Below are 22051 nucleotides of genomic sequence, written 5' to 3'. Positions count from 1 at the left end.
GTCTCCTCGGGGGTTAGAAGCTTTCCATCCAGGGGCGCAGGTCCAATTCATGGACCCAGCAGTCGCGCGGCTGGCAATGGATCTGCCAGTAGGTCTCGGCGATGTGTTCGGGATTCAGGATGCCGTCCTGCTCCTTGAGCTGGTACAGGTCGGGGAAGGTGTCGCGGATGAACGCGGTGTCGATGGCGCCGTCGATGATCGGATGGGCGACGTGGATGCCTTGCGGCCCCAGCTCACGGGCCATGCTCTGGGCCAGGGCGCGCAGGGCGAACTTGGCACCGGAGAAGGCGGCGAAGTGGGCACGGCCGCGCAGCGAGGCGGTGGCACCGGTGAAGATGATGGTGCCGCGCCCGCGCGGCAGCATCACCCGCGCCGCCTCGCGCCCGGTGAGGAAGCCAGCCAGCGCGGCCATCTCCCATACCTTGCGGTAGACCCGCTCGGTGGTTTCGACGATGGGAAACCAGACGTTCGCCCCAATATTGAACACCACCGCCTCCAGCGGGCCGATGTCCTGTTCGATCTGCTCGAACAGCGCCTGCACCTGCTGCTCCTGGCGGGCATCGCAGGCGAAGGCGCGTGCACTGCCGCCCTGCGTTTCGATCTCACTCACCAGCGGCTCCAACTTGTCCGCCGTGCGTCTGGCCACGCAGGCCACGTAGCCCTCGCGGGCGAAGCGCTTGGCCACCGCGCCGCCGGTGGCATCGCCAGCGCCCATTACCAGTACCGCCTTTGCCTTGTCCATGCTTGCGCCCTCTTGGGTTCTTTTTTGGAACTCGATCGATAGTCAGTTTCTTTTTGGAACCTGTCAAGCTAAGGTGAGCCCATCGGTTCTCTGGAAGACATGCCATGCGTTGGGAAGAGCTCGACCAACAACCCTGCTCCCTGGCCCGCACCTTGTCGGTGGTCGGCGATCGCTGGACGCTGCTGGTGCTGCGCGAATGCTTTCTCGGTGTGCGCCGCTTCGACGAATTCGAACAGCGCTTGGGCATCACCCGCCACGTGCTGGCGGACCGTCTGAAAAAACTGGTGGAGGCCGGTGTACTGGCCCGGGCGGCCTACCAGGAGCGGCCCAGGCGCGAGGAATACCGCCTGACCGAGAAGGGTCGCGAGTTCTACCCCGTGCTGATGGCGCTGGTGCGCTGGGGCGACCGCCATATGGGCGGTGCCGAGGGCCCGCCGATTCGCCACCGGCACAAGCGTTGCGGCCATGAGATGCATGGCGTGCTGGTCTGTTCCGAGTGCGGCGAGCCGCTGGCGCCCGGTGACGTTTCGCTGGAGGAAGCAGCGCAATGGCGTGGGCAACTGCTGCCAGCCCACTGGCATGGGCGGCAGGAGCGCTGAGTAGGCGGCGGTTGCGTCAGAACAGCCGGGCCAGCAGCGCCGTCACCGCGGTTTCCACCCGCAGGATGCGCTCGCCGAGCTGCACCGGGTGCAGACCGGCCTCGCGCAGCTTGTCGACTTCGTAGGGAATCCAGCCGCCTTCCGGGCCGATGGCCAGGGTCACCGGCCGCTCCACGGCGCGCGGGCAGGGCGGCCAGTCGCCGGGGTGGCCTACCAGGCCGAGGCTGCCCGCTGCCAGGGCAGGCAGGCGGTCCTCGACGAAGGGCTTGAAGCGCTTCTCGACGATCACCTCGGGGAGCCGCGTGTCGCGGGCCTGTTCCAGGCCGAGGATCAGTTGTTCGCGGACTGCCGACGGCTCCAGGAAGGGCGTCTGCCAGAAGCTCTTTTCCACCCGGTAGCTGTTCAGCAGCACCAGGCGCGGCACGCCCATCGCGGCGACAGTCTGCAGCACGCGGCGCAGCATCTTCGGGCGCGGCAAGGCCAGCAGCAGGGTCAGCGGCAGCTTGGCCGGCGGCGGCTGATCGAGGACGAACTGGATTTCCGCCTCGTCGGGCGTCAGTCGTAGCAACCGACCTCCACCCATCGCTCCGTCCAGCAGACCGACACGCAGGCTGTCACCGGATTCGGCACGGTGCACGTCGTGCAGGTGCCGCAGACGCCGGTCGCGCAGCACCGCGCGATCGGCCGCCACCAGATCGGCCGGTTCCAGCAGCAGCAGGTTCATGGCCGCGCGTCGGGCTCGTCGTGCTCGCCCAGTTCGTCTTCGCCGGGGCGCTTGATCAGGTGGCCGCACAGCACGCCGGCTTCGAACAGCAACCACATGGGCACCGCCAGCAGGGTCTGCGAGAACACGTCCGGCGGCGTCAGGACCATGCCGACGGCGAAGCACCCGACGATCACATAGGGCCGGCTCTTGCGCAGCGTGGCCACCTCGACGACGCCGACCCAGACCAGCAGGAAGGTCGCCACCGGGATTTCGAAGGCCACGCCGAAGGCGAAGAACAGCGTCAGCACGAAGTCCAGGTACTGGCCGATGTCGGTCATCATCGCCACCCCTTGCGGGGTCACGCTGGCGAAGAAGCCGAACATGATCGGGAATACCACGAAGTAGGCGAAAGCCATGCCGCCGTAGAACAACAGCACGCTGGAAACCAGCAGCGGCACGGCGATGCGCCGCTCGTGCTTGTACAGCCCCGGTGCGATGAAGCCCCAGATCTGCTGCAGGATCACCGGCATGCTGAGGAACAGCGCCACCATCAGCGTCAGCTTGAACGGTGTGAGGAACGGCGAGGCCACGCCGGTGGCGATCATGGTGGCGCCTTCGGGCAGGTAGGCGCGCAGCGGAGCGGCTACCAGGGCATAGATGTCCTGGGCGAAGTAGAACAGAGCGCCGAAGATCAACAGCACTGCGATCACGCAGCGCAGCAGGCGCGAGCGCAGCTCGGTGAGATGCGCGACCAGCGGCATCTCCTGGTCGTCATGGGGTTTGGCGGTCATGGCTGCGGGGTTTTGTCCTGCCCTTGGGGTGAAGCGACGGCGCCGTCAGGGCCGGCCGGGGGCTTGGGTGCCGCCGGAGCCGTGGGGTCCAGGCTCTGACGCATCTCCCGTTCCAGCTCGAGAATGCGCTCGTTGTGCAGTTGCCGGCGGATCTCGTCGGCGCCGATCTCCCGCTCGACTTCCGCCTTGATCGCACTGAAGCTGCGCTTCAGGCGGCCGACCCACAGCCCGGCCACGCGCACTGCGCCAGGCAGCCGCTCGGGGCCAAGCACCACCAGGGCGACCAGGGCAACGAGCAGCAGCTCGGTAAAGCCGACATCGAACATGGCTCTGCCTCAGTCTTTCTTGGCCGGTTCCTCGACCTTGCGCGCTTCGCCGTTGATGGTCTGGCCCTTGGGCTCTTCCACCGCAGGCTTGTTCTCTTCTTCACCGTTGTTCATCGACTTGCGAAAGCCTTTGATGGCGTCGCCCAGGTCCGAGCCCAGGCCACGCAGGCGCTTGGTGCCGAACAGCATGACGACGATGAGCAGGATGATCAGAAGCTGCCAGATGCTGATGCCGCCTAAACCCATGTGCTTGTCTCCGCGAGAGGCTGAAAATAGTCAGGAATTCGAGCGCGCGGCTTTTTCCGCGTGCCCGGAGAGGCCGAAGCGTCGCTCCAGCTCGTCCAGCACCGCCTGCGGGTGTTGGTCGAGGGCGGCGAGCATGACCAGGGAATGGAACCAGAGATCGGCGGTCTCGCCGATCAGGGCGGCGCAGTCGCCACTGGCGGCCGCGTCCTTGGCGGCGAGAATGGTTTCCACCGATTCTTCGCCGACTTTCTCCAGGATCTTGTTCAAGCCCTTGTGGTACAGGCTGGCCACGTAGGAGCTTTCCGGCGCCGCGCCCTTGCGCGACTCCAGCACCTCGGCCAGACGGGTCAGGGTGTCACTCATGCTGGTGTTCCGTGTGGTAGATGGCGTGGGGATCTTTCAGTACCGGATCGACCGTATGCCAGGCGCCGTCTTCCAGGACCCGGTAGAAGCAACTTTCCCGGCCGGTATGGCAGGCGATGCCGCCGATCTGTTCGACCAGCAGGATGATCACGTCGGCGTCGCAGTCCAGCCGCAGTTCGTGCAACTTCTGTACGTGCCCGGACTCCTCGCCCTTGCGCCACAGCTTGCCACGGGATCGTGACCAATAGATGGCACGCTGCTCGGCGGCGGTAAGGGCCAGGGCCTCGCGGTTCATCCAGGCCATCATCAGCACCCGGCCGCTCTTGTGGTCCTGGGCGATGGCCGGGACCAGGCCCTCGGCGTTCCAGTGAATGTCATCCAACCAGTCTTTCATCGCTACTGCTCGTATGGGGGCGGGGCGATCCGGGGCGCCCTGCAGGTCTGCTCAGTGTGCCAGTCGGCCCGGTATCTGGCTATCGGCGCAGCACCAGGTAGAGGCCGCCGGCGAACATCAGCCAGGCTGGCCAGGCGGTCATCGCGGCCAGGCTGGCGGAGCTGACGCCAAGCGCGGCGCCGCCGGCCAGCAGGCTCGCACCGAGCAGGCGCAGGGCCGGCTCGTCGCGCTCGGTGCGGCCCTTCGGCATGGGCGGGTCGGCGGCATGGGGTTGCGACAGGCGTTCCAGCAGGTCGCGGGTCATATGGGCCAGGTGCGGAACCTGCTCGACCTGCGCCTGCAGGTTGCCGAGCAGGCTGCGCGGGCTCATGCGCTCGCGCATCCAGCGCTCCAGGTAGGGCAGCGCGGTGCTCCACAGGTCGAGGTCCGGGTACAGCTGGCGGCCCAGCCCCTCGATGTTCAGCAGGGTTTTCTGCAGCAGCACCAATTGCGGCTGGATTTCCATGTTGAAGCGCCGTGCGGTCTGGAACAGCCGCAGCAACAGCTGGCCGAAGGAGATTTCCTTCAGCGGCCGCTCGAAGATCGGCTCGCAGACGGTACGGATCGCCGCTTCGAATTCGTTGACCTTGGTTTCCGCCGGAACCCAGCCGGAGTCGATGTGCAACTGCGCCACCTTGCGGTAATCGCGCTTGAAGAAGGCCACCAGGTTGCGCGCCAGGTAGTCCTGGTCCTCGGGGGTCAGGCTGCCGACGATGCCGCAGTCGATAGCAATGTACTGCGGGTTCCAGGGTTGGCGGGTGCTCACGAAGATGTTGCCGGGATGCATGTCGGCATGGAAGAAACTGTCGCGGAACACCTGGGTGAAGAAGATCTCCACGCCGCGCTCGGCGAGCAGCTTCATGTCGGTGCGCTGGTCGGCGAGGGTGGCCAGGTCGGTTACCGGAATCCCGTAGATGCGTTCCATCACCAGTACCTTCGGGCGGCACCAGTCCCAGTAGACCTGGGGCACGTAGAGCAGTGGCGAGCCTTCGAAGTTGCGCCGCAGCTGGCTGGCATTGGCCGCCTCGCGCAGCAGGTCGAGTTCGTCGTAGATGGTCTTCTCGTAATCGCTGACCACCTCCACCGGATGCAGCCGGCGCGCCTCGGCGGATACCCGTTCGGCCGCTCGGGCCAACAGGAACAGCCAGGCCAGGTCCTGGCGGATGATCGGCTTGAGGCCGGGGCGGATCACCTTGACCACCACGTCCTCGCCACTCTTCAGCTGCGCGGCGTGCACCTGGGCCACCGACGCCGACGCCAACGGCTTGCTGTCGAAGCGCGCGAAGGCTTCACCGACCTTGGCGCCGAGCTGTGCCTCGATCAGCGCTACGGACTGCTCGGCATCGAACGGCGGCACCTGGTCCTGCAGCTTGGCCAGTTCGTCGGCGATATCCGGCGGCAGCAGGTCGCGGCGGGTGGAGAGCAACTGGCCGAACTTGATGAAGATCGGCCCCAGGTCTTCCAGGGCCAGACGCAGGCGCGCCCCGCGACTCAGGGTGAGCTTGCGCCGAGGCAGCCAGCGCCAGGGCAGCAGGTAGCTCAGCGAACGCAGCCACCAGGGCAGCGGCAATTCGAGCAACAGGTCGTCGAGGCGGTAGCGGATGACCACACCCTGGATGCGCAGAAGGCGGCGAACGGCGAGCAGTTTCATGCGTTTTCGCTGGGCTTGGTGGGGCCGACGAGGCGCTCGATGCGCGCCTCCAGCCGTTCGAGGGCGAGCTTGAGGTCGTCCAGTTCGTTGAAGCGGGCCTGCGCCTCGCGCTGTCCGACCAGGCTGCGCGACTCCTCGCTCAGGTAGTCGGCCAGGTCCTGCTGCAGGCTGCCCAGGCTCTGCGTGGCCCAGTTCGCACGGCTGCGCAACTGGTTGGCGAGCAGTTGGCCGGCCACCGGGCCGAGCCAGCGCGCCAGCTCGTATTCCCAGTCCAGTTCGAGGTCCTGGAGGATGGCGGCCAGCTCCAGCAGCGCTGCGCTGTCGCCTTCGAGGTCGACCTCGCTGCCGTGCAGGATTCGCGTCTTGTCCTGGCTCACCGCCAGGCGCAACAGGCTGGCGGCCGGTGCGCGCAGGCGACAGTCGACCGCGCCCTGCCAGTTGCCGGCCAGGCGCAGGCCATCGGCTCCGGGCAGGAGGTACAACTGCACGGCGGGTGTCGGGCAGTCAACGGCGATCACCCGGCCGGCCAGCGCGGCCAGCCGCGGCAGCGTAGTGGCGTCCAGGCGCAGCACGCGGTTGACGCCGAGCTCCACGCCGGCGAGCAGGGCGGTGCTGAGCATCAGGGCTTGAGACCGCGGTGCAGGGCGACGATGCCGCCGGTCATGTTGTGATAGCTGACCCGCTCGAAGCCGGCCTCGATCATCATCGCCTTGAGGGTTTCCTGGTCAGGGTGCATGCGGATCGACTCGGCCAGGTAGCGGTAGCTGTCGGCGTCGTTGGTGATCAGCTTGCCCATCAGCGGCAGCAGGGTGAAGGAATAGGTGTCGTAGGCTTTGGACAGCAGGCTGTTGGCCGGCTTGGAGAATTCCAGCACCAGCAGGCGGCCGCCCGGCTTGAGCACGCGCAGCATCGAGCGCAGGGCGTCTTCCTTGTGGGTGACGTTGCGCAGGCCGAAGGCGATGGTGACGCAGTCGAAATGGTTGTCCGGGAACGGCAGCTTCTCCGCGTCGGCCTGGACGAACTTGACGTTGCCGGCCACCCCCACGTCGAGCAGGCGATCGCGACCGACCTTGAGCATGGATTCGTTGATGTCGGCCAGCACCACTTCGCCGGTCGGGCCGACCAGGCGGGCGAACTGGCGGGTCAGGTCACCGGTACCGCCGGCGATGTCCAATACCCGGTTACCGACGCGCACGCCGGACAGCTCGATGGTGAAGCGCTTCCACAGGCGATGCACGCCGGCGGACATCAGGTCGTTCATCAGGTCGTACTTGGCGGCCACCGAGTGGAATACCTCGGCCACCTTCTCTGCTTTCTGGCTCTCCGGCACGCTCTGGTAGCCGAAGTGAGTGGTGGGTTCAGCGTCGTAGCCTTTGCGCGGATCGTTCATATCGCGGTCACCGGATAAAAGTGCCGGCCATTCTAAACCGAAAACGCGGTTTCGATCCGCATGCCCCGGCCTTCGCCTCGCAGAAGCATGTGCCGGGTGGGCGGCCTGGCGGGCTGATTCGCTGGCGGCTTGTTATAGTCGCGCGACTTAAAGTCGCAGCACGGAGTTTTCCTATGGCTCACATAACCGTCGAACGTTCCCACTCCCTTGGCCGCGAGGCCGCACGGGCCAAGGCCGAAGCGCTGGCCGAGCGCCTGGCCCGCGAATACGCGGTGAGCTACCAGTGGGCCGGCGATACCCTGGAGTTCAAGCGCAGCGGCGCCAGCGGGCATATCGAGGTGGGGGAAGACCGCGTGCGTGTCGAACTCAAGCTCGGCCTATTGCTTTCCGCGCTGGGTGGCAGCATCAAGCGCGAGATCGAGAAGACCCTCGACGATTCGCTGCACGCCTGAGCGATATCCGCCGCTTAGTATGCGGTTTCTAATTTTCCTCGGTACTTTGCCTGCAAGCCCTGGGAAACGGGCGATTTCCCTTCATCACCCAATGTTGAGGTGCATCATGAGCAAAGTCATCAAGAAAGCCGAAGTGAAAGCCGAAGAAATGGAAGCCAAGGCCAGCAGCGTGCTGAGCGACGTCAAGGGCTACGCCCGCAAGATCTGGCTGGCGGGCCTGGGTGCCTACGCCAAGGCCGGCCAGGAAGGCGCCGAGTACTTCAAGGAGCTGGTCAAGGCCGGCGAAAGCGTCGAAGAGCAGGGCAAGAAGCTGGTCACCGAGCAGGTCGATGCAGCCAACAGCCAGATCGACAGCGTGAAGACCAACGTCAAGGGCAAGGTCGAGAAGCAACTGGACAAGGTCGAGCGCGCTTTCGACGACCGCGTGGCCAGCGCGCTGAACCGTGCCGGCATTCCTTCGAAGAAGGACGTTGAGGTTCTCTCTGCTAAGCTGGATGAGCTGAGTGCACTGCTTGAAGAGCGTGTCGCACGAACTCAATAAAGGAGATCAGGATGGCAGGCAAAAAGAAGGTCGAGAAAGAAGGTAGTTCTTGGATGAGCGAGATGGAAAAGTACTCTCGCCAAATCTGGCTGGCCGGTCTCGGCGCCTATTCCAAGGTCAGCAAGGACGGCAGCAAGCTGTTCGATACCCTGGTCAAGGATGGCGAAAAGGCTGAAAAGCTGGCCAAGGATGAAGTCGGCAAACAAGTCGATGCGGTCAAGACCTCAGCCCTGTCGGCCAGGTCCCGGGTTGAAGAAGTCAAAGGCAAAGCCTTGGGTAAATGGGGTGAGCTGGAGGAGGCTTTCGACAAGCGTCTGAACAGTGCCATTTCGCGTCTCGGTGTACCGAGCCGCAACGAAGTGAAGATGCTGAACGAGAAGGTCGACAGCTTGACGCGGCAGATCGAAAAGCTCACCGGTCGCACGGTGAAGTCTGCCTCGTCAGCGCCGAAGCCCGCAGCGAAGGCAGCTGCGAAGCCGGCCGCCAGCAAGGCCGCAGCCAAGCCGGCGGCCAAGGCAGCGGCGAAACCCGCAGCCAAGGCGGCGGCTAAGCCTGCCGCCAAGGCGCCGGCAAAGGCGGCGTCCAAGCCCGCCGCAACGGCGAAGCCGGCTGCCGCAGCAGCCAAACCGGCAGCGAAGAAGCCGGCAGCGAAAAAGGCTGCCGCGCCCAAGCCCGCCGCGGCGAAACCGGCGAGCCCCGCTCCGGCGCCTTCGGCACCGGCTGCGACGCCGGCTCCTACGCCAGCCGCTGCACCGACTGCTCCCAGCGCTCAGTCCTGAGTTCTGCTTCGGTCCACAAACGCCCGGCCTCGTGCCGGGCGTTTGCGTTTGGGGTCTCCAGTCAGGCCTCCAGGTAGCGCTGGGCGAGCTGCTCCGCGGCGTAGCGGGAGCCCGGCTGCAGGTGCGGCGCGACCAGCATCATCACCTGATAGACCACCAGGCGGACTTCGCCGGTGCTGCCGATGATGCGCTGATAGTCCAGGGAGAACAGCAGCGTCAGGGTGATCTGTTCCACCAACTGGCCGAGGGACTGGGTATCGCTGAGCAATTGCCCATCGCTCTTCAGGCGTGCGAGCAGGGTGGCGAGGGTGCGCTTCAGGGCATTCAGCCATTGGCGAATGCCGCGCGCCAGTTTTGGCAGGCGTCCGGCGAGGTTGGAGAGATCCTGGAACAGGAAGCGGTAATGGGCCAGGCGCTCGACGATGAGGTGCAGGAACAGCCAATAGTCCTCCACGTCCAGTTGGGCGTCCTCGGGTGGGTCGAGCAATGGCGCCAGTTCGCTCTGGAAACGCTCGAACAGCGCCAGGATCAGTGGTTCCTTGCCATGAAAGTGGTAATAGAGATTGCCTGGGCTGATGCCCATCTCGTTGGCGATCTCCAGGGTCGAGACATTCGGTTCGCCTTCCTGATTGAACAGCATCAGGGCGCATTCGAGGATACGGTCGCGGGTTTTCATCCAGTCTTCTTATGGTTGGTCGGGAATGCGGCGTGCGGCCGGGTAGTCCCCCTCCCGGCCGCCGTCGCGCCAGTTCAGCGGATGTGCACGTAAGTGCCGGGCGCGGCCTCCATCGGCGGATGGTTCTGGTCGCCGAGCGCGGTCAGCGTCTCGCGCTGCTCGCCGGAGCGTTCCTGCAGCCAGCGCAGCCATTCTGGCCACCAGCTGCCCTGGGTTTGCTTGGCGTCGTGCTGCCAGGCTCTCGGGTCGGCGCTGAAACGGTCGCTTTCGAAATACTTGGCCTTCGGGTTGCTGGGCGGGTTGAGAATGGCCTGGATGTGCCCGCTGTTGGACAGCACGAAGCGGCGGTTGCCGCCGACCAGCAGGCTGGAGCGATAGACCGCCGCCCAGGGCGTGATGTGGTCGTTGATCCCGGCGACATTGAAGCTGTCCACGTTGACCTTCTGCAGATCGATGGGCGTGCCGCAGACTTCCAGGCCACCGGGGCGGGTCAGCGGGTTGTGCTTGAAGAAGTCGATGAAGTCGCCGTGCAGGGCCGCCGGCAGCCGCGTGCTGTCGTTGTTCCAGTAGAGGATGTCGAAGGCGGGGGGCTGGCGGCCGAGCAGGTAGTTGTTGACCCAGTAGTTCCAGATCAGATCGTTCGGCCGCATCCAGGCGAACACCCGCGCCATGTCGCGGCCGTCGAGCACGCCGGACTGGTAGGAACGGCGCTTGGCGGCCTCGAGGGTCTTCTCGTCGGCGAACAAGGCGGCGGGACTGTCCACCTGGCTGTCCAGCAGGCTGACCATGTAGGTCGAGCTGTGCACCTTGCGCAACTGGCGCTTGGCCTGCAGGTGTCCCTGCAGCGCGGCGATGGTGAGCCCGCCCGAGCAGGCTCCGGCGAGATTGACGTCGCGGCTGCCGGTGATCGCCCGGCAGGCCTCCAGGGCATCCTCCACTGCCTTCACGTAGGTCGACAGGCCCCATTCTCGGTGCCGGGCATCAGGGTTGCGCCAACTGACGATAAAGGTCTGGATGCCGTTCTTCAGGCAATACTGGACGAAGCTCTTCTCCGGGCTGAGGTCGTAGATGTAGAACTTGTTGATCTGCGGCGGCACGATCAGCAGCGGCCGCAGGTACTGCTTCTCGCTCATCGGCTTGTACTGGATCAGCTCCAGCAGGTCGTTGCGATACACCACGGCACCGGGCGTGGTTGCCAGGTTGCGACCTACCTCGAACGCCTGCTTGTTGACCTGGCTGGGCAGGCCATGATTCTGCAGCAGGTCCTCGCACAGATGGCTGATACCCCTGAACAGGCTGGCGCCGCCGGTGTTGAACAGCTCCTTGACCGCCAGCGGGTTGAGCGGGCTGTTGGAGGGCGACAGGGCATCGTTGAGCAGGGCGAGCACGAAGCGGGCGCGGGCGCGGTCATCGGCTGGCAGGTTGCTCTGGTCGACCCACTGGACCAGCTGATGCTGCCAGGCCAGGTAGATCTGCAGGGCGCGGCGATACAACGGGTTGAAGCGCCAGGTCGGATCGACGAAGCGGGCATCCTGCGGGTTGGGCTGGTAGGGGGAGTCGCCGATCAGTACGCGACCCAACTGGCTGCCGAAGGCGAGCAAGTGGCGCGTGCTGTGGATCGGCTGGCGCAGCCCGTGGAGAGCCAGGTTGCGCAGCGTGGAGAGCAGGTCGCGACCGCGGAGACCGACCATGGCGCTTTGCGCATTCATGTAGGCGGCAGGGGCGGGCAACAAGCCCGGTGCTGGTTTTTCTCGCATTGGGGCAACACTCCGTCGTCAATCCGTCAATAGCAGAACAGCAAGGCGTGTACCAAGGCGGCTGGATCCTCTCCAGGCAGCCGCGTTTCGCTCGATCAGATACCCCAAGCCCCCCGATGGTTCACGCAGACGTCATGGTGCTTTCGGATGGCGCAGTCAATGGCTGCGTACTGCTGGTGTCGGCTGTGGATGCATCACTGCACGTTGCCGCTCTTCCTGGAGGAACTTCATGATGATGGGTGCGACCGCCTCGGCTCGCGTCACTAGGAACAAGTGACCATCATCTATGACGTGCAGTTCCGCATTCGGAATGCGCCAAGCCAGCAGGCGCATATTGACCAGCGGGATCAGCGGGTCGTCGTCGCCAGCCAGTACCAGCGTAGGCTGCTTGATCCGGTGCAGCCAGTGGATGCTGGTCCAGCCGAGGCCGGCGAACAGCTGCCAGTAGTAGCCGAGCTTTCCGGACGAACGGACCTTGCTGGAGTGCGCCAGCGCCAGGCCGGGATCGCGGCGGAAGGCGCCGCCGTAGATCAGCGGGGCGATGTGCACACCGTAGGAGGGCTGGATGTAGCGACGCGGGCTGGCCATGCACCACAGCACTTCGAGCTTGCCGGGCACCATCACGGCGCCGGCAGAGGTGGCGGCGAGCACCAGCTTCTTGCAGCGCTCCGGGAAATCATGGGCGAACTGCTGCGCCAGCGCGCCGCCCCAGGACACGCCAATGGCGTTGACCTGGCCGTAGTCCAGGTAGTCGAGCATGCGTGCCGCCAGCTTGGCCAGGCCGGGAAAGCGATAGGGCGTGCTCGGCGTGGACGAGCCGCCGACGCCGGGAATATCGAAGGCAATGACCTCCAGATCCGGATCCAGTGCGTGGACGAACGGAAATACCAGTTCCAGGTTGGCGCCGATGCCGTTGAAGATCAGCAGCGGCGTCATGTGGGACTTGCCGGGGCGAACGGCGGTGCGAATGGTCTGGCCATTCAGGTCGATAGTGCGAAAGATGAACGATGACGGCATTGCGAAGCCCTATGCGTTAAAACCGCTGGGAGAAATCATCCAGCGCTTCCCCCAGTATGACGAAGCGGGGCCTCGTTGACACCCGCGTGCCGACAGCACGCGTCAAACGCGCGGCGCCATGTGGACGCCGCGCCCCTCTGTCGATCAGCGCTCATGCACGTAGGTGCCGGGCGCCGCCTCCGCCGCAGGGAAGGCCTTGTTGCCGAGTTTGCTCGGGGCCTTCTTCAGTTCGCCGGAGCGCTCGGCCTGCCAGGCCTGCCAGTGCAGCCACCAGGAGTCGGCATGCTTGGTGGCGTTGGCTTGCCAGGTCTTCGGTTCGGGCGGCAGCTCCTCGTTGGTCATGAAGCGCGCCTTGGGGTTGCCCGGCGGGTTGAGAATGCTCTGGATGTGTCCGCTGTTGGACAGCACGAACTGGCAGTTGCCGCCGAACAACAGCAGCGACTTGTAGCAGGCTTCCCACGGGGTGATGTGGTCGGTGGTGCCGGCGACGCAAAAAATGTCGGTGGTGACCTTCTTCAGGTCGATCGGGGTGCCGCAAACCTCCAGCGCGCCAGGCCGCCGCAGCGGGTTGGTCTTGAACATCTCGATCAGGTCGCCGTGCAGCGCGGCCGGCAGGCGGGTGGTGTCGTTGTTCCAGTAGAGGATGTCGAACACCGGCGGCTCGTTGCCGAGCAGGTAGTTGTTGACCCAGTAGTTCCAGATCAGGTCGTTGGGACGCATCCAGGCGAACACTTTGGCCATGTCCCGGCCTTCCAGCACGCCGGACTGGTAGGAGCGGCGCTTGGCAAGCTCCAGGGTCTGCTCGTCGACGAACAGCGAGACCTGGGTGTCCAGCTTGGTATCCAGCACGCTGACCAGCAGGGTCAGGGCGTTGACCTTGGTTTCCCCGGTGGCCGCGTAGTGGCCCAGCAGCGACGCGGTGGTGATGCCGCCCGAGCAGGCGCCGAGCATGTTCAGGTCCTTGCAGCCGGTGATCGCCAGGGTCGCGTCGATGGCCTCCTTGAGCGCCTCGATATAGGTCGACAGGCCCCACTCGCGCTGGGCCTTGGTCGGGTTGCGCCAGCTGACGATGAAGGTCTGCAGGCCATTGCGCAGGCAGAAGCGCGCCAGGCTCTTTTCCTGCGACAGGTCGAATACATAGAACTTGTTGATCTGCGGCGGTACCACCAGCAACGGGCGCTCGTGCACCTGCTCGGTGGTCGGTTTGTACTGGATCAGCTCCAGCAGGTCGTTGCGAAAGACCACCGCGCCTTCGGTGGTGGCGAGGTTCTTGCCGACCTCGAAGGCGCTCATGTTCACCTGGCTCGGCATGCCGCCGTTGTTGACGATGTCCTTGGCCAGGTGGGAGAGGCCGTCGAGCAGGCTCTTGCCGCCGGTCTCGAAGAAGCGCTTGACCGCGGCCGGGTTGGCCAGGCCGTTGGTGGGCGCCATCGCCTCGGTCAGCAGGTTGACCACGAAGTGGCCGCGGCTGGTGTCCTGCTCGGACAGGCTGCTGTCCTCGACCCAGTCGTGCAATTCCTTGCGCCAGGCGAGGTAGGCCTGCATGTAGCGCCGGTAGAGCGGATTCTGGCTCCAGGCTGGATCGTTGAAGCGACGATCGTCAGGCTCCGGCCGCAGCTCGGACTGGCCGAACAGTACATGGCGAAGTTCCAGAACGAGATGAGCTGCATGCTTGGTGGTATGAATGGGTTGCTTGATCGCCTGGGTGAGCACCATGCGAGCAGACGTCAGAAGATCCTTGCCACGCAAGCCAATCACCGGATTCAGATTCAGGGTGTTCTCCGAGGCTTGGTGCTGCAGGTCTTCATTATTCTTTTGAGTCATCTACGACGCTCCATTGTCCTGGCGAATATCAGCGTGCTGCCGTGCGCGGCCACAGGGCGAAGGGCTGATATCGCTCGGGTTACCGGGTGCGGAGTGGGCTCCGCGTCTTCATTGCAGCTGGCGTTGCCGAATGCATGGAACCTGCCAGTTCCTTGGTTACCCGACTTTGTGAATTTGCGCAAGTTTGGCCATGGCCCGCTCGCGAGCGCGGGAGAGTATGTCGAGGCGGATTAGAAAAATCGCCCTAACCTCGGGTGGGCTCTGCCCGCGGTCGGTTCATGCGGTCGGCGCGCAAGCAGCCAGCAGCTCTGCTCAGGCAATCGTAGAAGGAAAAAGTTACAGCAACAGTTTGACGATCGACTCGTCGGGGTCGCGGGATTTGCCGCCCATGGCCAACGCTTCCAGGTAGTCGGCCCAGAGTCGGTCCCGGTCCTGGGCCAGGCGATACAGGTAGTCCCAGGTGTACAGGCCGCTGTCATGGCCGTCGTCGAAGCACAGTTTCAGTGCATAGCGCCCAGCCGGCTCGATGCGTTCGAGCGCGACGTTCTGCTTGCCGTACTGCAATATCGGCCGACCGTGGCCCTGCACTTCGGCCGAAGGCGAGTGTACGCGGAGGAACTCCGCAGGCAGCTCGTAGCACTCGTCCGGCCCGTATCTCAGGGTCAGGGTCCTCGAAGCCTTGTGCAGTTCGATGGCACTGGGAATTCGCATCGGAGGTTCCAAGTCGCAAGCGTCAAGCGGCAAGTCGAAGCAGGATGCTTGCGGCTTGCAGCCTGTCGCTCGGCGCTGCTCTTAGAGGATATAGCGCGACAGGTCTTCGTCCTGCGCCAGTTCGCCGAGGTGGCTGTTGACGTAGCCGGCGTCGATGCGGATCGGCTTCTCGCTATGCTCGCTGGCCAGGTCGGCGGCGCTGAAGGAAACCTCTTCCAGCAGACGCTCGAGCAGCGTGTGCAGGCGCCGGGCGCCGATGTTCTCGGTCTTTTCGTTGACCTGCCAGGCGATCTGGGCGAGGCGCTTGATGCCGTCTTCGGCGAATTCGATGGCCAGCCCCTCGGTCTTCAGCAGCTCGCGATACTGCTCGGTGAGCGATGCATGCGGCTCGGTGAGGATGCGCTCGAAGTCTTCCGGGGTCAGCGCCTTGAGTTCGACGCGGATCGGCAGGCGGCCTTGCAGCTCGGGCACCAGGTCGCTCGGCTTGCTCAGGTGGAAAGCACCGGAGGCGATGAACAGGATGTGGTCGGTCTTGACCATGCCCAGCTTGGTGTTCACCGTGCAGCCTTCGATCAGCGGCAGCAGGTCGCGCTGCACGCCCTCGCGGGAGACGTCGGCGCCGCCGACATTGCCGCGCTTGGCGACCTTGTCGATCTCGTCGATGAAGACGATGCCGTTCTGTTCCACCGCTTCCAGGGCGCGGGTCTTGAGTTCCTCCTCGTTGACCAGGCGCGCGGCTTCCTCGTCGCGGACCAGCTTGAGCGCGTCCTTGACCTTGAGCTTGCGGCTCTTCTTCTTGCCCTTGCCCATGTTGGAGAACAGGCTCTGCAACTGGTTGGTCATCTCTTCCATGCCGGGCGGGGCCATGATCTCGACCCCGGCCGGAGTGTCGGCGACCTCGATGTCGATTTCCTTGTCGTCCAGTTGGCCTTCGCGCAGACGCTTGCGGAACAGCTGGCGGGTGTTGGAGTCCTCGCTGCGCACCGGTTCGTCGCTGAAGCCGACCGGCCGCGCCGGCGGCAGCAAGGCATCGAGGATGCGTTCCTCGGCGGCGTCCTCGGCGCGGTGGCGGACTTTGATCATCTCCTGTTCACGCAGCATCTTCACCGCCGCGTCGGCGAGATCGCGGATGATCGATTCGACGTCGCGACCGACGTAGCCGACCTCGGTGAACTTGGTGGCTTCCACCTTGAGGAAGGGGGCGTTGGCCAGCTTCGCCAGGCGCCGGGCGATCTCGGTCTTGCCGACGCCGGTGGGGCCGATCATCAGGATGTTCTTCGGCGTGACTTCCTGGCGCAGCTCGGTCGGCAGCTGCATGCGCCGCCAGCGGTTGCGCAGGGCGATGGCGACCGCGCGCTTGGCGTCTTCCTGGCCGATGATGTGGCGGTTGAGTTCGTGCACGATCTCACGGGGCGTCATGGACATTGTTCGCTACTCCGGGGCTGGACGGCGGCTCAGACCGCGCTGTCCAGCTCCTCGATGGTCAGGTTCTGGTTGGTGAAGACGCAAATGCTGCCGGCGATGGTCAGCGCGGTCTCGGCGATTTCCTGGGCAGACATGTCGTCGCCGCCCTTCTGCAGCAGGGCCAGGGCAGCGGCCTGGGCGAAGCCACCGCCGGAGCCCATGGCGATGAGGTCGTGTTCGGGCTGGACCACGTCGCCGTTGCCGGTGATGATCAGCGAGGCGTCCTTGTTGGCCACCGCCAGCATGGCTTCCAGACGGCTCAGCGAGCGGTCGGTGCGCCAGTCCTTGGCCAGCTCGACGGCGGCACGCACCAGATGGCCCTGGTGTTTCTCCAACTGGCCTTCGAAGCGCTCGAACAGGGTGAAGGCGTCCGCGGTGGCACCGGCGAAGCCGGCCAGTACCTGGCCGTGGTAGAGGCGGCGGACTTTTTTCGCGTTGCCTTTCATGACGGTGTTGCCGAGGGAAACCTGGCCGTCGCCGCCCATGACGACTTTGCCATTGCGGCGAACTGAAACGATGGTGGTCAAGGGGTGGGTCTCCACGCAGCGGGGCCGATTGCCCGAATGAAGACCTATATGGGGACTAGGTGCCCGGCTTCAAGCCATGGCCGGCAGACGAGGCGCACTTGTCGCCCCGGACTGCGGCCCGCCTGGCATTCAGCGGCTTTGCCGCTGCTGTAACAAGAGATTGCCGAAGCCATTGGCCGCCAGTTGCTTCTGGGCGCGGTTGAGCTGCTCGCGGCTGGCGTAGGGGCCGACCAGCACGCGGTACCAGGTTTCCTCGCGCACGGTGCCGGCTTCGACCCGTACTTCCTCGCCAAGCAGGATGATCTGCGCGCGCACGCCTTCGGCGTCGTCCTTGCGGCGGAACGAGCCGGCCTGGAGAAAGAACTGGGTGGTGACCGGTGCCTTGGCGATCACCGGCGGCGGTGGCGGCACCTCGCCGTTGAGTGCGGCCTGGGCGCGGGCAGCGTCGATCTTCGCCGCCTCTTCCGGGCTGACCGGCTTCTGTTCTGGTTGCGCCGGCTTGCTTTCCGGCACGGCCTCGGGCGGCACTATGACCTCGGACTCCGGCAGCAGGGTATAGAAGTCGTACTTGGGCTTGGTCGGCTGATTGGTCGTTGGCTTTTTCGCTGGCTGGCCGGCGCTCGGCCGGTTCTCTGGCTTGTCGCGCTTGACCTCGTTGCGGCCCGGCTCCAGCTTCATCAGCAGCATCAGGAAGGCACCGACAGCCAGGCCGCAGAGCAGCCAGACCCAGCCAGGCACCGGCTTCTTCGCCGGTGCCTGGTAGCGGCTGGCGCCGCGCTTCGCCGCAGGCTTCTTCTTCGCCGCCACTTACATGCGCTCCAGGGTTTCCAGGCCGAGCAGTTGCAGGCCCTGCTTGAGGGTGCGCCCGGTGAGCGCGGCCAGGCGCAGGCGGCTCTGCTGCTGCTCGGGGGTATTGGCGCCGAGGATCGGGCAGTTCTCATAGAAGCTGGAGAACAGCCCGGCGATGTCGTAGAGGTAGCTGCAGAGCACGTGGGGCGTGCCTTTTTCGGCGACGCTGTTGAGCACTTCGCCGAACTGCGCCAGCTTGGCGGCGAGGGCCTGTTCCTGTTCGGCTTCGACGGCAATCTGGCCGCCGATCTCGGCGATGTCCTTGCCCAGCTTGCGGAACACGCTGGCGACGCGGGTATAGGCGTAGAGCAGGTAGGGCGCGGTGTTGCCCTCGAAGCTGAGCATCTGCTCGAAGTTGAAGCTGTAGTCGCTGGTGCGGTGCTTGGACAGGTCGGCGTACTTCACCGCCCCGATGCCGACCGCGCGGGCGATCTGGCGCAGCTCGGTTTCGTCCAGCTCCGGGTTCTTGCCCTTGACCAGGGCGTAGGCGCGCTCTTCGGCCTCGTCGAGCAGGTCGATCAGCTTCACCGTGCCGCCGTCGCGGGTCTTGAACGGGCGGCCGTCCGGGCCGTTCATGGTGCCGAAGCCCATGTGCTCCAGGTGCATGCCGTCGTGTACGAAACCGGCGCGGCGGGCGGCGGCGAAGACCATCTGGAAGTGCAAGGCCTGGCGCTGGTCAACGAAGTACAGCGCGCGGTCAGCCTTGAGCACATTGCTGCGGAAGCGGGTGGCGGCCAGGTCGGTGGTGGCATAGAGGTAGCCGCCGCCGGCCTTCTGCACGATCAGCGGCAGCGGGTTGCCCTCGGCGTTCTTGAATTCGTCGAGGAACACGCACTGGGCGCCCTGGTCCTCGGTCAGCAGGCCCTTGGCCTTGAGGTCGGCGATCACATGCGGCAGGTCGTCGTTATAGGCGCTCTCGCCCTTGACGTCGGCCATGCCCAGCTTGACGCCGAGACGGTCGTAGACCTGCTGGCAGTGGGACAGGGAGATGTCGTTGAAGCGATGCCAGAGGCGCAGGCACTCGGCGTCGCCGGCCTGCAGCTTGACCACCAGCTCGCGGGCGCGGTCGGCGAACTCGGCGGATTCGTCGAAGCGCTTCTTGGCAGCGCGGTAGAAGGCTTCCAAGTCGGCCAGCTCGGCGTCGCTGCCCACCGGCTGCTCCTGCATGTAGGCCAGCAGCATGCCGAACTGCGTGCCCCAGTCACCGACGTGGTTCTGGCGGATCACCTCGTCGCCGAGGAACTCCAGCACCCGGCCGACACCGTCGCCGATGATGGTGGAGCGCAGGTGGCCGACGTGCATCTCCTTGGCCAGGTTCGGCGCCGACAGGTCGATCACCACACGCTGCTTGGTGCCAACCTTGCGCACGGCAAGCCGCTCGTCGGCCAATGCCGCTTCGAGGCGCTGGGCCAGGGCGGCGCTGTTCTGGAAGAAGTTGAGGAAGCCGGGGCCGGCGATTTCCACCTTGCTGACGCTGTCGTCGGCCGGCAGCGCGGCGATCAGCTTCTCGGCCAGGTCGCGCGGCTTCATGCCGGCCGGCTTGGCCAGCATCATGGCGATGTTGCTGGCGAAATCGCCGTGGCTCTTGTCCTTGGTGTTCTCCACCTGGATCGCCGGGGTCAGGCCTTCGGGCAGCACGCCGTCGGTCACGAGGCGGGCGAGGGCTTGCTGGATCAGGTGGCGAATGCTGTCTTTCATGGTCTGCTCGGGCGGCCGGGGAGATTGGTCGAAAACTGGGCATTATAAAAGCAGCGGCGAGCTGCAAGCCACAAGCGGCAGGCAAGAGCCTCGCCACGCCTCGGGCGGTAACCGGAGGATTCGTTAGAAAAGGTCGATCGGATCGACATCCAGCGACCAGCGTACCGCGCGGCCGCTGGGCATCTGCTCGATCAGCGGCAGCAACTGGCCGAGCAGGCGATGCAAGGGGGCACGGGCATTGCCTTGCACCAGCAACTGCGCACGGTAGCGGCCGGCGCGGCGCTCCATGGGTGCCGGCACCGGGCCGAGCAGATCGATACCGCTCAGGCCGGTCTGCGCCAGCAGGTAGTCGGCCTGGGCGCAGACCTCGTCGAGGAATGTCTCCGCCTGGCCAGGCTTGTGCGCTTCGGCGCGCAGCAAGGCCAGATGGCTGAAGGGCGGCAGGCCGGATCCGCGGCGCTCGGCCAGCGCCTGTTCGGCGAAGGCGAAGTAGCCCTGCTCGGTCAATTGCACCAATAAAGGATGGTCGGCGAGATGGGTCTGGATGATCACCTTGCCCGGCTCCTCCGCCCGCCCGGCACGGCCGGCGACCTGCACGATCAGCTGGGCCATGCGCTCGCTGGCACGGAAGTCGGCGGAAAACAGGCCGCCGTCGGCATCGAGGATCGCCACCAGGGTCACCCGCGGAAAGTGATGGCCCTTGGCGAGCATCTGGGTGCCCACCAGCAGGCAGGGTTCGCCGCGGTTGATGGTGGCGAACAGCGCATCCATGGCGCCCTTGCGCGCGGTACTGTCGCGATCGATGCGCAGCACCGGATAGTTCGGGAAGAGAATCTCCAGGCGCTCCTCGGCGCGCTCGGTGCCTGCGCCCACCGGTCGCAGATCCACTCGTGAGCACGTCGGGCAGCGGCTCGGCTGACGCTCGACATGACCGCAGTGGTGGCAGCGCAGCTCATGGTGACGCTGGTGCAGCGTCATGCGCGCATCGCAGCGCGGACACTGGCTGATCCAGCCGCAATCGTGGCAGAGCAGGGTGGGCGCGAAGCCGCGGCGATTGAGGAATACCAGCACCTGCTGGCCGGCGGCCAGGGTCTGGGCCATGGCCTGCTGCAGCGGGCCGGAAATACCCGAGTCGAGCGGTCGGCTCTTCACATCCAGGCGCAGGAAGCGCGGCTGGCTGGCGCCGCCGGCGCGACGGGTCAGCCTGAGCAGGGCGAAACGACCGCTGTGGGCGTTATGCAGGCTTTCCAGCGACGGTGTGGCGGAGCCGAGCAGGATCGGTACGTTCTCCTGGCGGGCGCGCACCAGGGCCAGGTCGCGGGCGTGGTAGCGCAGGCCTTCCTGCTGTTTATAGGAGGCGTCGTGTTCCTCGTCGACGATGATCAGGCCCGGATTCTTCATCGGCGTAAACAGGGCCGAGCGGGTGCCGATGACGATATCCGCCTCGCCATCGCGCGCGGCCAGCCAGGCGTCCAGCCGTTCTCGATCATTGACGTTGGAGTGCAGCAGGGCGATGCGCGCATTGAACCGCCGAGCGAAGCGCTCGAAGGTCTGCGGGCCGAGGTTGATCTCCGGGATCAGTACCAGCGCCTGTTTGCCGGCCTCGAGCGTCTGGCGGATCAGCTGTAGGTAGACCTCGGTCTTGCCACTGCCGGTAACGCCGGCCAGCAGGTAGGCGGTGAAACTGCCGAAGCCGGCCTGCACCGCCTCCACCGCCGCGCGCTGCTCGACGTTCAACGGCAACTCCGGCTGAGCCAGCCAGTTGCCCTGGCGTGGCGGCGGCTCATGGCGACGCACCTCGATGCGCACCAGGCCCTTTTCTCGCAAAAGCTCCAGGCTGTCCTTGTTCAGTTGCAGGGTGCCGAGCAGGGCATGGGGCACGCCGTGGGGGTGCTGGGCGAGGGTATTCAGGGCTTCACGCTGGCGCGGTGCGCGTGCCAGGCGCGGGTCGTCGAGGCGGGCGCCTTCCGCGGCATGCCAGAAGCGCTCCTGGCGTGTCTCGGCTGGTTCGCCCTGGCGCAGCAAGACCGGCAGCGCCCAGCTCAGCGTGTCGCCGAGGCTATGCTGGTAGTAGCGTGCCGTCCACTGGCACAGCTCGAACAGCGCAGGCGGCAGCGGCGGGCGCCGGTCGAGCAGCTCCAGGGCCGGTTTCAACTTGTCCGCCGGCACCTCGCTGTGCTCGGCAACGTCGACCAGCACGCCGATCATCTCGCGTCGGCCGAAGGGCACACGCAGGCGCATGCCCGGCTGCAGGGCGGCACGCGGCACACCGGCCGGTGCCCGATAATCGAACAGGCGGCGCAGGGGCGAGGGCAGGGCGAGGCGCAGGATGATCTCGGGCACGCGGGACTCCAAAGCTGAACGGGCGATCTTAACAGGAGGGCCGGGACAACGTTGATCGGCTCGCCAGGCACCTGGCTTGCAGCCCGCGGCCTGCGGCTATATCATTCGCCCCCTATTTCCGTGCGGTGCCTGACATAGGGTTGGGTGGCGGCACGCAAGACCCCCG

Annotated in this window: 24 protein-coding genes; 4 read left to right on the top strand and 20 right to left on the bottom strand. The window is 65.6% G+C overall.

The features are described 5' to 3' along the window. Nucleotides 1-13: 13 nt before the first annotated feature. Nucleotides 14-742 carry an SDR family oxidoreductase gene (locus ACWKV7_RS06950; RefSeq protein ID WP_483856924.1) on the bottom strand — a complete coding sequence of 243 codons (729 nt, stop codon included), beginning with the start codon at nt 740-742 and terminating at the stop codon, nt 14-16. A 104-nt stretch (nt 743-846) separates the two neighbouring features. Here ACWKV7_RS06950 and ACWKV7_RS06945 point away from each other — a divergent pair, with 104 nt between their 5' ends. Beyond that, nucleotides 847-1341: a winged helix-turn-helix transcriptional regulator gene (locus ACWKV7_RS06945; RefSeq protein ID WP_483856923.1), complete on the top strand. Its 495-nt coding sequence runs from the start codon at nt 847-849 to the stop codon at nt 1339-1341. Nucleotides 1342-1357: 16 nt separating this feature from the next. Here the strand turns inward: ACWKV7_RS06945 and ACWKV7_RS06940 are convergent, their stop codons facing one another. From ACWKV7_RS06940 to ubiE, 9 genes are all read right to left on the bottom strand, one after another. After that, nucleotides 1358-2065 (bottom strand): 16S rRNA (uracil(1498)-N(3))-methyltransferase, encoded by a 708-nt coding sequence (locus ACWKV7_RS06940; RefSeq protein WP_483856922.1) that lies wholly within the window; start codon nt 2063-2065, stop codon nt 1358-1360. After that, nucleotides 2062-2838, bottom strand: coding sequence for a twin-arginine translocase subunit TatC (tatC, locus tag ACWKV7_RS06935; RefSeq protein ID WP_483856921.1), 777 nt, complete (start codon nt 2836-2838; stop codon nt 2062-2064). Before tatC ends, ACWKV7_RS06940 begins: the two co-directional genes overlap by 4 nt. Next, nucleotides 2835-3164, bottom strand: coding sequence for a Sec-independent protein translocase protein TatB (gene tatB / locus ACWKV7_RS06930; RefSeq protein ID WP_483856920.1), 330 nt, complete (start codon nt 3162-3164; stop codon nt 2835-2837). Before tatB ends, tatC begins: the two co-directional genes overlap by 4 nt. Before the next feature lie 9 nt (nt 3165-3173). Continuing rightward, a complete protein-coding gene (tatA, locus tag ACWKV7_RS06925; protein ID WP_483856919.1) occupies nt 3174-3410 on the bottom strand; it encodes a twin-arginine translocase TatA/TatE family subunit in 237 nt (78 codons plus the stop codon). Nucleotides 3411-3440: 30 nt separating this feature from the next. Then, a complete protein-coding gene (locus ACWKV7_RS06920) occupies nt 3441-3773 on the bottom strand; it encodes a phosphoribosyl-ATP diphosphatase (RefSeq protein ID WP_483856918.1) in 333 nt (110 codons plus the stop codon). Beyond that, nucleotides 3766-4167: a phosphoribosyl-AMP cyclohydrolase gene (gene hisI / locus ACWKV7_RS06915; protein ID WP_483856917.1), complete on the bottom strand. Its 402-nt coding sequence runs from the start codon at nt 4165-4167 to the stop codon at nt 3766-3768. The genes ACWKV7_RS06920 and hisI overlap by 8 nt, the downstream gene beginning before the upstream one ends. A gap of 79 nt (nt 4168-4246) precedes the next feature. After that, nucleotides 4247-5857 (bottom strand): ubiquinone biosynthesis regulatory protein kinase UbiB, encoded by a 1611-nt coding sequence (gene ubiB, locus ACWKV7_RS06910; protein ID WP_483856916.1) that lies wholly within the window; start codon nt 5855-5857, stop codon nt 4247-4249. Next, on the bottom strand, nt 5854-6477 hold the full coding sequence (locus ACWKV7_RS06905; RefSeq protein WP_483856915.1) for a ubiquinone biosynthesis accessory factor UbiJ: 624 nt from the start codon (nt 6475-6477) through the stop codon (nt 5854-5856). The genes ubiB and ACWKV7_RS06905 overlap by 4 nt, the downstream gene beginning before the upstream one ends. Next, nucleotides 6477-7247, bottom strand: coding sequence for a bifunctional demethylmenaquinone methyltransferase/2-methoxy-6-polyprenyl-1,4-benzoquinol methylase UbiE (gene ubiE / locus ACWKV7_RS06900; protein ID WP_483856914.1), 771 nt, complete (start codon nt 7245-7247; stop codon nt 6477-6479). The genes ACWKV7_RS06905 and ubiE overlap by 1 nt, the downstream gene beginning before the upstream one ends. A 173-nt stretch (nt 7248-7420) precedes the next feature. Here ubiE and ACWKV7_RS06895 point away from each other — a divergent pair, with 173 nt between their 5' ends. The 3 genes from ACWKV7_RS06895 to ACWKV7_RS06885 all read left to right on the top strand — a co-directional run bounded on the left by ACWKV7_RS06895 (nt 7421) and on the right by ACWKV7_RS06885 (nt 9019). Further along, nucleotides 7421-7699, top strand: coding sequence for a polyhydroxyalkanoic acid system family protein (locus ACWKV7_RS06895; RefSeq protein WP_483856913.1), 279 nt, complete (start codon nt 7421-7423; stop codon nt 7697-7699). A 106-nt stretch (nt 7700-7805) separates the two neighbouring features. Continuing rightward, a complete protein-coding gene (locus ACWKV7_RS06890; protein WP_483856912.1) occupies nt 7806-8240 on the top strand; it encodes a phasin family protein in 435 nt (144 codons plus the stop codon). 11 nt (nt 8241-8251) lie between these two features. Continuing rightward, a complete protein-coding gene (locus ACWKV7_RS06885; protein ID WP_483856911.1) occupies nt 8252-9019 on the top strand; it encodes a phasin family protein in 768 nt (255 codons plus the stop codon). A 61-nt stretch (nt 9020-9080) separates the two neighbouring features. Here the strand turns inward: ACWKV7_RS06885 and ACWKV7_RS06880 are convergent, their stop codons facing one another. The 10 genes from ACWKV7_RS06880 to ACWKV7_RS06835 form a co-directional block, all read right to left on the bottom strand. Then, nucleotides 9081-9695, bottom strand: coding sequence for a TetR/AcrR family transcriptional regulator (locus tag ACWKV7_RS06880; RefSeq protein ID WP_483856910.1), 615 nt, complete (start codon nt 9693-9695; stop codon nt 9081-9083). Nucleotides 9696-9769: 74 nt separating this feature from the next. Then, nucleotides 9770-11452: a class II poly(R)-hydroxyalkanoic acid synthase gene (phaC, locus tag ACWKV7_RS06875; protein WP_483856909.1), complete on the bottom strand. Its 1683-nt coding sequence runs from the start codon at nt 11450-11452 to the stop codon at nt 9770-9772. 156 nt (nt 11453-11608) lie between these two features. After that, the gene (gene phaZ / locus ACWKV7_RS06870; protein ID WP_483856908.1) at nt 11609-12469 is read right to left on the bottom strand and encodes a poly(3-hydroxyalkanoate) depolymerase; all 861 of its coding nucleotides are present in this window, start codon (nt 12467-12469) and stop codon (nt 11609-11611) included. A gap of 144 nt (nt 12470-12613) precedes the next feature. Next, nucleotides 12614-14293, bottom strand: coding sequence for a class II poly(R)-hydroxyalkanoic acid synthase (phaC, locus tag ACWKV7_RS06865; RefSeq protein WP_483856907.1), 1680 nt, complete (start codon nt 14291-14293; stop codon nt 12614-12616). A gap of 336 nt (nt 14294-14629) precedes the next feature. Then, complete coding sequence (locus tag ACWKV7_RS06860; RefSeq protein WP_483856906.1) at nt 14630-15004, bottom strand: gamma-butyrobetaine hydroxylase family protein; 375 nt, start codon at nt 15002-15004, stop codon at nt 14630-14632. Between the two features lie 81 nt (nt 15005-15085). Beyond that, complete coding sequence (gene hslU, locus ACWKV7_RS06855) at nt 15086-16429, bottom strand: ATP-dependent protease ATPase subunit HslU (RefSeq protein WP_483856905.1); 1344 nt, start codon at nt 16427-16429, stop codon at nt 15086-15088. A 29-nt stretch (nt 16430-16458) separates the two neighbouring features. After that, a complete protein-coding gene (gene hslV / locus ACWKV7_RS06850; RefSeq protein WP_483856904.1) occupies nt 16459-16995 on the bottom strand; it encodes an ATP-dependent protease subunit HslV in 537 nt (178 codons plus the stop codon). A gap of 129 nt (nt 16996-17124) precedes the next feature. Then, nucleotides 17125-17802, bottom strand: coding sequence for an SPOR domain-containing protein (locus tag ACWKV7_RS06845; protein ID WP_483856903.1), 678 nt, complete (start codon nt 17800-17802; stop codon nt 17125-17127). Beyond that, nucleotides 17803-19542 (bottom strand): arginine--tRNA ligase, encoded by a 1740-nt coding sequence (argS, locus tag ACWKV7_RS06840; RefSeq protein ID WP_483856902.1) that lies wholly within the window; start codon nt 19540-19542, stop codon nt 17803-17805. A 123-nt stretch (nt 19543-19665) separates the two neighbouring features. Further along, complete coding sequence (locus ACWKV7_RS06835) at nt 19666-21885, bottom strand: primosomal protein N' (protein WP_483856901.1); 2220 nt, start codon at nt 21883-21885, stop codon at nt 19666-19668. Nucleotides 21886-22051: the final 166 nt, after the last annotated feature.

This window comes from Zestomonas ipomoeae (assembly GCF_057128665.1).
Note: the sequence above shows the minus strand (reverse complement) of the source record. Positions and strands in the feature narration are given on the sequence as shown.

Coding starts and splice junctions, on each gene's coding strand:
- ACWKV7_RS06950 (WP_483856924.1), bottom strand. CDS start 742: ATGGACAAGGCAAAGGCGGTACTGGTAATGGGCGCTGGCGATGCCACC.
- ACWKV7_RS06945 (WP_483856923.1), top strand. CDS start 847: ATGCGTTGGGAAGAGCTCGACCAACAACCCTGCTCCCTGGCCCGCACC.
- ACWKV7_RS06940 (WP_483856922.1), bottom strand. CDS start 2,065: ATGAACCTGCTGCTGCTGGAACCGGCCGATCTGGTGGCGGCCGATCGC.
- tatC (WP_483856921.1), bottom strand. CDS start 2,838: ATGACCGCCAAACCCCATGACGACCAGGAGATGCCGCTGGTCGCGCAT.
- tatB (WP_483856920.1), bottom strand. CDS start 3,164: ATGTTCGATGTCGGCTTTACCGAGCTGCTGCTCGTTGCCCTGGTCGCC.
- tatA (WP_483856919.1), bottom strand. CDS start 3,410: ATGGGTTTAGGCGGCATCAGCATCTGGCAGCTTCTGATCATCCTGCTC.
- ACWKV7_RS06920 (WP_483856918.1), bottom strand. CDS start 3,773: ATGAGTGACACCCTGACCCGTCTGGCCGAGGTGCTGGAGTCGCGCAAG.
- hisI (WP_483856917.1), bottom strand. CDS start 4,167: ATGAAAGACTGGTTGGATGACATTCACTGGAACGCCGAGGGCCTGGTC.
- ubiB (WP_483856916.1), bottom strand. CDS start 5,857: ATGAAACTGCTCGCCGTTCGCCGCCTTCTGCGCATCCAGGGTGTGGTC.
- ACWKV7_RS06905 (WP_483856915.1), bottom strand. CDS start 6,477: ATGCTCAGCACCGCCCTGCTCGCCGGCGTGGAGCTCGGCGTCAACCGC.
- ubiE (WP_483856914.1), bottom strand. CDS start 7,247: ATGAACGATCCGCGCAAAGGCTACGACGCTGAACCCACCACTCACTTC.
- ACWKV7_RS06895 (WP_483856913.1), top strand. CDS start 7,421: ATGGCTCACATAACCGTCGAACGTTCCCACTCCCTTGGCCGCGAGGCC.
- ACWKV7_RS06890 (WP_483856912.1), top strand. CDS start 7,806: ATGAGCAAAGTCATCAAGAAAGCCGAAGTGAAAGCCGAAGAAATGGAA.
- ACWKV7_RS06885 (WP_483856911.1), top strand. CDS start 8,252: ATGGCAGGCAAAAAGAAGGTCGAGAAAGAAGGTAGTTCTTGGATGAGC.
- ACWKV7_RS06880 (WP_483856910.1), bottom strand. CDS start 9,695: ATGAAAACCCGCGACCGTATCCTCGAATGCGCCCTGATGCTGTTCAAT.
- phaC (WP_483856909.1), bottom strand. CDS start 11,452: ATGCGAGAAAAACCAGCACCGGGCTTGTTGCCCGCCCCTGCCGCCTAC.
- phaZ (WP_483856908.1), bottom strand. CDS start 12,469: ATGCCGTCATCGTTCATCTTTCGCACTATCGACCTGAATGGCCAGACC.
- phaC (WP_483856907.1), bottom strand. CDS start 14,293: ATGACTCAAAAGAATAATGAAGACCTGCAGCACCAAGCCTCGGAGAAC.
- ACWKV7_RS06860 (WP_483856906.1), bottom strand. CDS start 15,004: ATGCGAATTCCCAGTGCCATCGAACTGCACAAGGCTTCGAGGACCCTG.
- hslU (WP_483856905.1), bottom strand. CDS start 16,429: ATGTCCATGACGCCCCGTGAGATCGTGCACGAACTCAACCGCCACATC.
- argS (WP_483856902.1), bottom strand. CDS start 19,542: ATGAAAGACAGCATTCGCCACCTGATCCAGCAAGCCCTCGCCCGCCTC.